The following is a 9,730-nucleotide window of genomic DNA, read 5'->3' on the forward strand; positions in this document are numbered from 1 at the left end:
CGCAGCTCAAGAAGGATTCAGTTCACAGATTGAAATCTTTAAATGGCGCATATTTTAGCAGGAAAGTGGCTTAAACTTATAGCCTAAATTAGGGGTAGAAAAATATTCATTTACAGACAAAAATAATCTGAAGATTAAAATTGCTGAATTATTAGGTTACATAACTGAACAATACAATTGGTTATAATCTGCTAGCAAGCTCTTATGATAAGCAGCATATGCTCGGCACAAAATTGATGATAGAAGGCAGCTGGATGTTAAAAGGTACTCAAAACATACGCAAATACTATAAGTTAATGACCTTAAGTTTCGCCTGTATCTGTGCGGCAAATACCCAGGCTGCCGAAGCACAGTTTAATGATGCCTTACGTGCTGCAAATGCAGGAAATACTCAATTCTTACAACAATATCGACTTGCTATGCAAAATGACGTGCTGGGCTACTATCCGGAATACTGGATTCTGAACCAGAATCTTGCTTTGCAGCCGGCCAACCAGATCATCAACTTTGTACAGCGCTATCCACACTCCGCCATGGCTGAAAAGCTGGCAGCCGATTATGTCGAAGAAAAAGTTAAAATCGCTGACTTTGCTGCAGCCCAACCGGTTTTACAATATGTGACCAATGCTGACCGGGCTGAAGCCTGTGCAATCGCACAAGTGCGTGCCAAAAGTGGTGATCCCTTGGTCTATGCCGAATTTAAGGATGTTTGGCTGACAACAAATTCCCAGCCAGATTCATGCAATGGCTTGGGTCGCATGATGTTATCCAGTCCACTTATGACTACGGAAGACCGTCAGCAGCGCCTGTGGGTGCAGTTGCGTGCCGGTCAGTCTGGACAAGCCATCGCGACGGCGCAAGATTTAGGTCTGAATCTGTCTCTGGCCCAGCTAAATAGCATTCAGGCCAATCCAACCGCTTATTTATGGTCGGCACCAAAAAGCACGACTGTTGACCATGCTTATCTGGTATATGCCTTAGGTCGCTTGGCAGATACTGATCTGAATTCGGCCTTATCAATAGTCAAGCGGACTGCTGAAGGAACTCCAGCAGAAGTACAAAAAGCCCTGTTTCGGACAGTAGGTTATATCGGCGGCACGACTGTCATGAAAAATAACTATAACCGTGAAGTGCTGAATGCGCTGGATGCCAGTTATGGGTTGCCATTTAGCTCGGAAGAAGCTGAAATCTATGCCCGTCAGTCGATTCGTTTTGGCGCCTGGGAGAGTCTGATTCGTGCGATTGACGCCATGAACGTGAACCAGAAGCAGGAGGACCGCTGGCAGTACTGGCTGGCGCGTGCCAGCGAGCAGCGTTCAGACCGCGCATCGAAAAAGACAGCAGAAAATATTTACCGGAAACTGGCCAATGGTGAGGACTATCATAATTTGCTGGCACGGGATCGTTTGGGGCAAGTCGTAGCAGGCGCGCCAAACGCTACCCAACCGTCGAATCAGGCCATGCAGCGCTTAAATCAGGATGTGCATTTCCGTCGTGCTTTTGCCTTGCGCGATATTGATGCACCAGCAAATTATATTAACCGTGAATGGAACTGGGCAGTGCGCCAGGCTTATCTCAAGCATGATGATGACCTGCTTTTGGCCGCAGCAAAACGTGCGCATGACATGGGGTGGCATGATCGTGCCATTTATGCCGCCGATCGTACTGTCAAGAAGCATAATTATACCTATCGCTATCCAATGCCGTACCAGAACTATGTGGTGAGCCATAGTCGTACAGTGAGTCTGGATCCAGCCTGGGCTTATGGCCTGATGCGTCAGGAAAGTCGTTTCAATACAGTTGCACGTTCCCATGTCGGGGCAGGCGGCTTAATGCAGATCATGCCAGATACGGCCAAGCTGGTCGCGCGCCAAATGGGAGAAGCATATAATCCGGCTGCGTTAACCGATATGAATACCAATATCCGTTATGGAACCTTCTATTTATCAACAATTCAGCGTCAATTAAGCCAAAGTCCAGTGCTGGCAACTGCAGGCTATAATGCCGGTCCAAACCGTGCACGCCGCTGGCAGCCGGAATTTCAGAGTATTGCAGCAGATCAATATACGGAGTCTATTCCTTTGCTTGAAACACGAGATTATGTGAAACATGTTATGACGAATGCGACGTATTACGGCATTCTATTAGGGCAGGGTGCACAGTCGATCGGAAAAAGAATGCAGGCGATACCTTTACGAAGTACTCAATAATTCAAAATATCTGAAGGGATAAAGTAATTGTGTTCAAAAAAGGAAAAATGGATGCCCGAATTTGTGGTGGAGGGGTGGTACTACTCGGTTTAGCCACGAGTCCCCTTGCCCTTGCAGAGCCCACCGGCTATATCATGGAAGTGCAAATGGTACCGGCGATGTGTTATTTGTATCCGGAGTATTCAAAAAAAAGAAAATGCCTAGAAGGCTATTCGTTGAATATTTCGGGTCTTTATCCGCAAACCACCAGTATCTCGTGTAATACCAACAGTTCTGCCACACTTTCGCCCTTACAGGCCAAGGTGGTAGCACGAATTATGCCTGATGAAAGTACCCGGGCTGGCTTGTGGCGCAGTATTGGGGGCTGCGTACCGATGAATGCCAGTCAGTACTTTCGGACCATCATTAATTATGCTGACCGTCTGAAAGTACCTGAAGAGCTGACTGAGCAGGAAAGCCAGACAATTGCTCTGGATGCGCTGCGCAGAAAGTTTCTGAAAATCAATCCACAATTGCCGTCGACGGCTATCCGGTTTCACTGTGTTTCTACGCGCCCTAACAGTATGCTGACTTCACTTAAAGTCTGTTATAACAGCAGGGGCAGTTATAAGGCTTGTCCGGCCAATCTGTTGAATACATGCCCAGCTGTGGTGACAATTAAAGGTATATACTGAGCTTTTCTGCCGATTTAATTTATATTTCCTATCAGACTTTTGTTGAAATCCATTCCCTTTTACATGCATCTGGACAAGGATTGGAGTACAATCTTTGCCGTTTATGATTATTAAGATTAGATAGAACAGCTATTTAATCGCATTAACTATCCTCTCAACTGGAGATAATTACATGAAGCAACCTGTTCGCGTTGCCGTTACTGGCGCTGCTGGTCAAATTGGTTACAGCCTTTTATTCCGTATCGCTAGCGGTGAAATGTTGGGTAAAGACCAACCAGTTATTCTTCAATTATTAGAAATTCCTGTTGAGAAAGCTCAACAAGCGCTGAAAGGCGTAATGATGGAACTTGATGACTGTGCTTTCCCATTATTGGCAGGCATGATCGGTACTGATGATCCTAAAGTTGCATTCAAAGATGCTGACTATGCATTGTTGGTAGGTTCTCGTCCACGTGGTCCTGGTATGGAACGTGCTGACTTGCTTAAAGTCAACGGCGAAATCTTCATTGGTCAAGGTCAAGCACTAAACGAAGTTGCAAGCCGTGACGTTAAAGTTCTGGTTGTAGGTAACCCTGCGAACACGAATGCTTATATCGCTATGAAATCTGCTCCAGACCTTCCAGCGAAAAACTTCACAGCAATGTTACGTCTTGATCACAACCGTGCCTTGACTCAACTTGCTCAAAAAGCGGGTGTTGCAGTTTCTGACATCGAAAACATGACGGTTTGGGGTAACCACTCTCCAACAATGTATGCTGACTACCGTTTTGCAAATGTAAACGGTGAAAGCTTAAAAGACAAAATCAACGATGCTGAGTGGAACAAAGACGTATTCCTTCCAACTGTTGGTAAACGTGGTGCTGCGATCATCGAAGCACGTGGTCTGTCTTCTGCTGCTTCTGCTGCAAATGCTGCAATCGACCATATGCGTGACTGGGCGCTTGGCACTAACGGCAAATGGGTAACTATGGGTATCCCTTCTGACGGTTCTTACGGTATCCCTGAAGGTGTAATGTTCGGTTTCCCTGTAACCACTGAAAACGGTGAATACAAAATCGTTCAAGGTCTTGAAATCGACGAGTTCAGCCGTGAGCGTATCAACGTTACACTGAACGAGCTTGAAGAAGAGCGCGCAGCAGTGGCTGACATGCTTAAATAATTTAATTTTTTAATTAAATTAAAAGAAAGGCACTCTGGTTAGGGTGCCTTTTTTATTGAACAAAAAATAACATCCTGTGAAGGAGAGACAACTGAGTTTGTTGTATAGGCAGGCTAAGGTAGATACAAGATCATAATTCAAAAGGGGGAGGTCATACAGATGTTAGAACAACGCTCAACCTTCGAACTTTTTTTTGAGCAATTGGGACTGGACTCCAGTCCTGAAGCGATAGATGAATTTATTAATACCCATCAAATTGGTATGGATGTACCGCTACACAAAGCACCATTTTGGAGTAAGTCACAACATGACTTTTTAATCAGTCACTGGAAGAAAGATGATGACTGGGCCATATGGGTGGATGTGCTAAATGAGCAGTTACATACTGAAGCCGTGGGCTCAGGCTCCTGTAGCTTGCCCAGTGGCAAATCAAACTAAAGTTTTTGATATTAATATTTTAATCATCTAACTTACTGATAAGTTGAATAATGGAGTTTGTTTATGCTTATGGAACAACAGGTTACTCTGGAACTACTTTTTGAACAACTTGGTTTACCGTCAGATGAAGCTTCAATTGAGCAATTTGTTAAAGATCATCAGTTAGATGCTAAAGTGGCTTTGCCAGATGCCGAATTCTGGAGCGAAGGACAGAGTGCCTTTTTACGTGAACACTGGCATCAGGATGATGAATGGATTGTCATTATTGACAAGTTAAATCAGTTGCTTCATGTGGAAAGTGACAAAGCAGCAGAATAAGCCCCATAACGTACAAAAAGACACAACAAACCTAGTCAATTGACTAGGTTTTTTTTCGATTGTCTTATAAGTTAGATCTATAATTAATGACAGTTTCTCTGATAAATATAAGGAGGACGAGATGCTCGGAAGGACCCCATCTTTAGAGTTGTTGTTTTCACAACTCGGCCTGGCCAATAGTCCGGCTGCTATCGAATTGTATATACGTACGCATCAACTGCCTGCACATATTTCTCTGCATGATGCGCCGTTTTGGAATAAATCACAGCGCTCTTTATTAATTAGTCATCTGGTGCAGGATGATGACTGGGCGATTTGGGTGGATGAGCTCAACCAGCAGTTGCACATGGATGCTTATCGCCGTCAACTTGCCTGATACAGGCTTTAAAAGCATTTAGGATTCAATGAAAAAGCGCCTGATCTCAGGCGCTTTTTTCTATAAGGCAGGTTAAAGCGAGTTTAGTGCATTTTACTTTTGAGCAATTTTTCGAACCATTCTAGGGATCGGTACGCTTCAAAGGCGGGATGCTGCTGTAATAATTCCAGATCAAATTCGGAGCTCGTGCTGTATTTTTTTAACCAGTGCCGGGTTAATGCCGGCTCATTTTTACTGACAGAGGCATAAGCCAGGAAGAAATAAATCTCACCATGCTCATAATGGGTCATGGGTTTTAGGATTTGCTGGGTAATCAGGGCATAACGGGGCTCTTTGGTGAGTTCAAAGAAAATCATATACGCCTTGGCCAGATGTAAAGAGAGATTGATATACAGGCGTAGCGGCATCTCCTCAAATTCAACTCGTCCTTGTTCGAGCAGTACAACCGCTTCTTGCAGAAAATGAACCTGTTCCTGATAGAACTGGCTTAAGCTCACCAGTTGCAAGCGAAGATCGGCACGTTCAAGCGCTAATTCCGGCGTATTGCCTTGTAAATACAACTGGTCAGTTTCACCTAGACGTTCAATAATCTGCTGGCTGTTTAATCGCATGCATGCCATCCTTAATTCTCAATAATGCTGATATGAGGCCAGAACTTAAAATTTAAAGCACGGCCGCATCACTACGTAGCCAGGCTGTAATGGATAGACGCTGATGTTTGGCCTCTAAAACCTCATGCAAAATATCACTCTGAAACAGGGCAAGACGATTTGGTTCAGGACGAATGGTATGCCATACCTCGTGTTTATCCTGCAAGCGTAATTCTCCGCCCCAATCCTCTTGCCATTGGTCATGCAAATAATACACTGCGGAAATCATTCTGCTATTTTTGCCTTTTGGATTATCGCGATGTAAGGCATAAAATTCTCCTGCTTCATAACAGGAAAAATGTGCTTCCACTTCCTTGATTCCCAAATAAAAGACCCGGTTGAAAATCTGGCCCAAAGCCAGCAGGTTTTGTACATGCTGGTGAGAAATACTAAGATTTTCATTCAGCCATAAAATCCGGTCACTACGAATGTTGCTGACCACCCCATTTTGAATGGCAGCATCACGGAAATAAGCCAGATTGCTACGACACTCAGCCATCAACTGTTTAATATAGCTTGCATCATAAGCATGATCGATCAGACTAAAACCCTGTTGATTCAAATCATCAAGAATTTGGTCAATAGACCAGGACTTTGGGAAATGAGCAGCATCCATAAAATAAACCTGTGAAAAGGGGAAAAAATGTTCAGTTATTCTAGGGGAAGAATCCGATCTGAACGAAACTATTTTTCATGTTAAAATGGTTGTTGATATGAGGAAATAATGAAACATGAATTACCGTCACCATTACCACGCGGGTAACTTTGCCGATGTCATGAAGCACGTACTACTGCTTCAGCTGTTGGCTCGACTGAATGCAAAAGATAAACCATATCGCTATGTAGATACACATGGTGGTGCGGGTAAGTATGATTTATCGACCTCTGAGGCACAAAAATCAGGTGAGTTCTTAAACGGTATTCATCGTCTGGTCAAGCTGGACGATTCAATCAAGCGTAATGCACCGCAAGGGGTTCAGCAATATTTAAAAGTTGTTGAAAAAATGCGTGAAAACTTTGGCAAAGGAGCGTATCCGGGTTCGCCGTGGTTTGCTCTGGAAGGCATGCGCGAAATTGATAAAGCCACTATTTTTGAAATGCAGCGTGATGTATTTCAGCAGCTTCGTCAGAATATTTTTGACAAACGCGCAGGCTTGCATGAACGGGATGCCTATGAAGGGTTACTTGCGGTCATTCCACCGAAAGAAAAACGCGGTCTGGTCATGATTGACCCGCCTTATGAACAAGAGCGTAAAGATTTCCCGCAATTGGTTGAACTGATTGCAGCGGCTTATAAAAAATGGCCGACAGGTGTGTTGGCGGTTTGGTATCCAATTAAAGACCGTGCCATGATTGAACGTTTTGAAAAGAAAATGTTTAAGACCGGTATTCGCCGTCAGTTAATTTGCGAACTCTGTGTCTGGCCAGACGATACTCCAGTTGGCCTGAATGGTTGTGGTCTCTTGGTCATTAACCCGCCTTGGAAATTCTCTGAAGATGCAGATGAAGCATTACAGTGGTTATTTCCGCATTTACGTATGCAGGAAAATGGCGGCCATGCTGCGGTACGCTGGTTGGTCGGTGAATAATTTTTTCATAAAATGGTCATAGTTAGGATCGACAAATATGACAAATACAAGCAAACCGGAAAGCGATTCTTCATTAGACTTGCCTTTTGATGGGATTACCTTCGAGGTAGAGGAAGAAGAGCATACCCAGGAAGGGCAGAAAGTTAAGCGTCGAGGGATCTATCTGTGGCCAAATCTGATTACAACCGCTGCGTTGTTATCAGGCTTTTATTCCATTATTGCCAGTATGAATGGTGAGTTTCAGCAAGCCATTTATGCCATTTTTCTGGCCGCTTTATTTGATGGTCTGGATGGGCGTGTTGCACGTGCAATCGGCGCGCAAAGTCCGTTTGGTGAACAGTTTGACTCACTGTCAGATATGCTGGCCTTTGGAGTGGCACCAGCCATTTTAATGTATAGCTGGGGACTGAGTGATCTTGGTCGCATCGGTCTGGCAGCCTGTTTTGTTTATACGGCCTGCGCGGCTTTTCGTTTAGCGCGTTTTAATGTGCAGATTGGCGTGGTCGATAAACGTTACTTTATTGGTGTGGCCAGTCCTTTGGCAGCGATCATGATTGTTTCAATGGTTTGGGTCGGGCTGGATTTTCCTGAAATCTTCGATACCCGAGAGCTATCCATACAAATATTAAATGCAATAGTGATTATTGGTAGCGGTTTATTGATGATTTCCAATATCAAATACTATTCATTTAAGACTGTAGAGCGTAAACGTGTCCCATTCTTTGTGTTACCAATCGCCGTCTTTATCTTTGCTGCGATGACTTATAATATTCCGGTTGGCATTTTAGTGATTTCTATCATCTATGCCTTATCTGGCTTTGTTACCACTTTCATGGCAAAAAGACAGCACGTATTATAAAAAGATTAAGGAGTCTGATATGCAGTTTCTTCAAGATTTTTTAGATCGTTCGAAACAGCTGAATCAGACTCCGACTGTTTCGTCGAAGCATCTGGCTTATCATGGCCCAACCTCAAGATACAAAATCATTCATCAGGGATTGATAATTCCTGGGCTACCCGCCCCCCTGCATTATCTCAATTTTCTCAGCATTATCGGACAGCCCAATGCACCGATGCTGGCGAATCCCAGTGCGATCCAGACCACTGCGCTAGATACTGCGACAGTCATTTGCAGTTCAAGTCCTCACATGGTGGGACAGTTACAGAGCTATTCAATTCAACAGGACTGTAAATTTTCATCCGGCATGTTTCAATTTTTGGATCGGGAAAAGTTGACCGGACACTTTCCACACTTTCAACTCCAACGCTCTGATGCCGAACTGAGTTTTGATCTCAGCATTCATACCACTGATCTGGTGTCCCACTTTACCCAGATGCGATTCTCTCTGGCAGATCATTGGTCATTAATGTGTCATTGTCAGGGTACTGTGACCTATAAAGATCAGAAATATACAATTGAAAGTCTCGGAAGTTTTGAATACGCCCGCAGTTTTAATTTTCCTTATCTTCCTCTGGCTTTTTTTAGCTATCAGATGATTAATCTAAGTAATAATCGGCAGCTATTGCTGGCTCAGATCCGTAATAGCCTGAATCAGATTGTACAGTCGAGAATCTATCTACGTGATTTGAATCGTATGCAAACCTGGCTGTTTGACCAAAAGGTTTATTTTAAAGTGCATCGTGTCTACCCGAGTGTCAAAACGCCAAATGGGCAAAAGATGTATTTGCCACGAGAGTTTGAGTGGTGCTATGAAGATGATCGGGGAAACCAGATCTGGGTGCAGGGCCAAAGTCGTGGTGATTTTAAATTTGGCATGGCAGCGGGCTATGTGGGTAGTTTTCATTATCAGGTAAAAATAAATGAGCAGACTGAAAAAGGCGATAGCGGCTATATAGAGTATGTGGATTGCCGACCTTTACGCTTTCAGGAAAAAGATAAGGCAGAAAAACTATTAGCTAATCTGGCTAATCCTGTGCCTTTTTTAATCAAGAAATAGAAAAAAAAGGGGTTTTTGTGGAATAAACAACCAGTTGAGATGTTATTTTAAGAAAAATTCAAAAAGAGTGTTGCAAGCTCCCTGAAATGCTGTAGAATGCACATCCATCGGCAGTGATGAAGATTAAAACTTGTTAAGAAACAAGGGTTTAGCACAAGGTGTTAAATTTAAGTGTCTTGAATGAGTTTAAAAATAATTGGATTTACTGGTTGACTTTCTACAAAGAAAGCGTAACATAGCCGACCTAGCTTGCTGCTGACGAAGCAGTAAGAAGATCATTAAGAGATTATGAAGAACAACTTGTGTGGATTTTTACTGGTTGATTGATCGAAATATTATCATTGATTGATTGGTTTAA

At 43.5% G+C, this 9,730-nt stretch carries 11 protein-coding genes; 9 read left to right on the plus strand and 2 right to left on the minus strand.

What is annotated here, in order from left to right; genetic code table 11:
* The first annotated feature begins 296 nt into the window (after positions 1 to 296).
* The 6 genes from NI467_RS09880 to NI467_RS09905 all read left to right on the plus strand — a co-directional run bounded on the left by NI467_RS09880 (position 297) and on the right by NI467_RS09905 (position 5,175).
* Complete coding sequence (locus NI467_RS09880) at positions 297 to 2,210, plus strand: transglycosylase SLT domain-containing protein (RefSeq protein WP_373688379.1); 1,914 nt, start codon at positions 297 to 299, stop codon at positions 2,208 to 2,210.
* Between the two features lie 47 nt (positions 2,211 to 2,257).
* Positions 2,258 to 2,884, plus strand: coding sequence for a ribonuclease I (locus NI467_RS09885; RefSeq protein WP_174659295.1), 627 nt, complete (start codon positions 2,258 to 2,260; stop codon positions 2,882 to 2,884).
* Positions 2,885 to 3,056: 172 nt separating this feature from the next.
* Entirely contained in the window at positions 3,057 to 4,043 is a 987-nt protein-coding gene (locus NI467_RS09890) for a malate dehydrogenase (protein WP_174659296.1), read from the plus strand.
* A gap of 159 nt (positions 4,044 to 4,202) precedes the next feature.
* Entirely contained in the window at positions 4,203 to 4,481 is a 279-nt protein-coding gene (locus NI467_RS09895) for a DUF2789 family protein (protein WP_151205358.1), read from the plus strand.
* Positions 4,482 to 4,544: 63 nt separating this feature from the next.
* Positions 4,545 to 4,799 (plus strand): DUF2789 family protein, encoded by a 255-nt coding sequence (locus NI467_RS09900; RefSeq protein ID WP_174659297.1) that lies wholly within the window; start codon positions 4,545 to 4,547, stop codon positions 4,797 to 4,799.
* 121 nt (positions 4,800 to 4,920) lie between these two features.
* Positions 4,921 to 5,175 (plus strand): DUF2789 family protein, encoded by a 255-nt coding sequence (locus tag NI467_RS09905; protein ID WP_151205356.1) that lies wholly within the window; start codon positions 4,921 to 4,923, stop codon positions 5,173 to 5,175.
* An 83-nt stretch (positions 5,176 to 5,258) separates the two neighbouring features.
* On the opposite strand, the gene NI467_RS09910 is transcribed toward NI467_RS09905, so the two are convergent.
* Entirely contained in the window at positions 5,259 to 5,786 is a 528-nt protein-coding gene (locus NI467_RS09910) for a hypothetical protein (RefSeq protein WP_174659298.1), read from the minus strand.
* A 52-nt stretch (positions 5,787 to 5,838) separates the two neighbouring features.
* Positions 5,839 to 6,441 (minus strand): 2OG-Fe(II) oxygenase, encoded by a 603-nt coding sequence (locus tag NI467_RS09915; protein WP_174659299.1) that lies wholly within the window; start codon positions 6,439 to 6,441, stop codon positions 5,839 to 5,841.
* 115 nt (positions 6,442 to 6,556) lie between these two features.
* Between NI467_RS09915 and NI467_RS09920 the strand changes: the two genes are divergently transcribed.
* Genes NI467_RS09920 through NI467_RS09930 form a run of 3 tightly spaced genes read left to right on the plus strand, consistent with a single transcriptional unit; the run spans position 6,557 to position 9,372 of the window.
* Complete coding sequence (locus tag NI467_RS09920) at positions 6,557 to 7,414, plus strand: 23S rRNA (adenine(2030)-N(6))-methyltransferase RlmJ (RefSeq protein WP_151205353.1); 858 nt, start codon at positions 6,557 to 6,559, stop codon at positions 7,412 to 7,414.
* Positions 7,415 to 7,451: 37 nt separating this feature from the next.
* On the plus strand, positions 7,452 to 8,273 hold the full coding sequence (gene pssA, locus NI467_RS09925; protein ID WP_151205352.1) for a CDP-diacylglycerol--serine O-phosphatidyltransferase: 822 nt from the start codon (positions 7,452 to 7,454) through the stop codon (positions 8,271 to 8,273).
* Positions 8,274 to 8,292: 19 nt separating this feature from the next.
* A complete protein-coding gene (locus tag NI467_RS09930) occupies positions 8,293 to 9,372 on the plus strand; it encodes a DUF6670 family protein (RefSeq protein WP_253152690.1) in 1,080 nt (359 codons plus the stop codon).
* Positions 9,373 to 9,730: the final 358 nt, after the last annotated feature.

It is taken from the genome of Acinetobacter sp. S4397-1, assembly GCF_024129285.1.
Taxonomy (GTDB): Bacteria; Pseudomonadota; Gammaproteobacteria; order Pseudomonadales; family Moraxellaceae; genus Acinetobacter; species Acinetobacter lwoffii_C.

Bases quoted from the DNA above. Each gene is read 5' to 3' on its own strand.
- NI467_RS09880 (WP_373688379.1), top strand. From the start codon at position 297: ATGACCTTAAGTTTCGCCTGTATCTGTGCGGCAAATACCCAGGCTGCC.
- NI467_RS09885 (WP_174659295.1), top strand. From the start codon at position 2,258: ATGGATGCCCGAATTTGTGGTGGAGGGGTGGTACTACTCGGTTTAGCC.
- NI467_RS09890 (WP_174659296.1), top strand. From the start codon at position 3,057: ATGAAGCAACCTGTTCGCGTTGCCGTTACTGGCGCTGCTGGTCAAATT.
- NI467_RS09895 (WP_151205358.1), top strand. From the start codon at position 4,203: ATGTTAGAACAACGCTCAACCTTCGAACTTTTTTTTGAGCAATTGGGA.
- NI467_RS09900 (WP_174659297.1), top strand. From the start codon at position 4,545: ATGCTTATGGAACAACAGGTTACTCTGGAACTACTTTTTGAACAACTT.
- NI467_RS09905 (WP_151205356.1), top strand. From the start codon at position 4,921: ATGCTCGGAAGGACCCCATCTTTAGAGTTGTTGTTTTCACAACTCGGC.
- NI467_RS09910 (WP_174659298.1), bottom strand. From the start codon at position 5,786: ATGCGATTAAACAGCCAGCAGATTATTGAACGTCTAGGTGAAACTGAC.
- NI467_RS09915 (WP_174659299.1), bottom strand. From the start codon at position 6,441: ATGGATGCTGCTCATTTCCCAAAGTCCTGGTCTATTGACCAAATTCTT.
- NI467_RS09920 (WP_151205353.1), top strand. From the start codon at position 6,557: ATGAATTACCGTCACCATTACCACGCGGGTAACTTTGCCGATGTCATG.
- pssA (WP_151205352.1), top strand. From the start codon at position 7,452: ATGACAAATACAAGCAAACCGGAAAGCGATTCTTCATTAGACTTGCCT.
- NI467_RS09930 (WP_253152690.1), top strand. From the start codon at position 8,293: ATGCAGTTTCTTCAAGATTTTTTAGATCGTTCGAAACAGCTGAATCAG.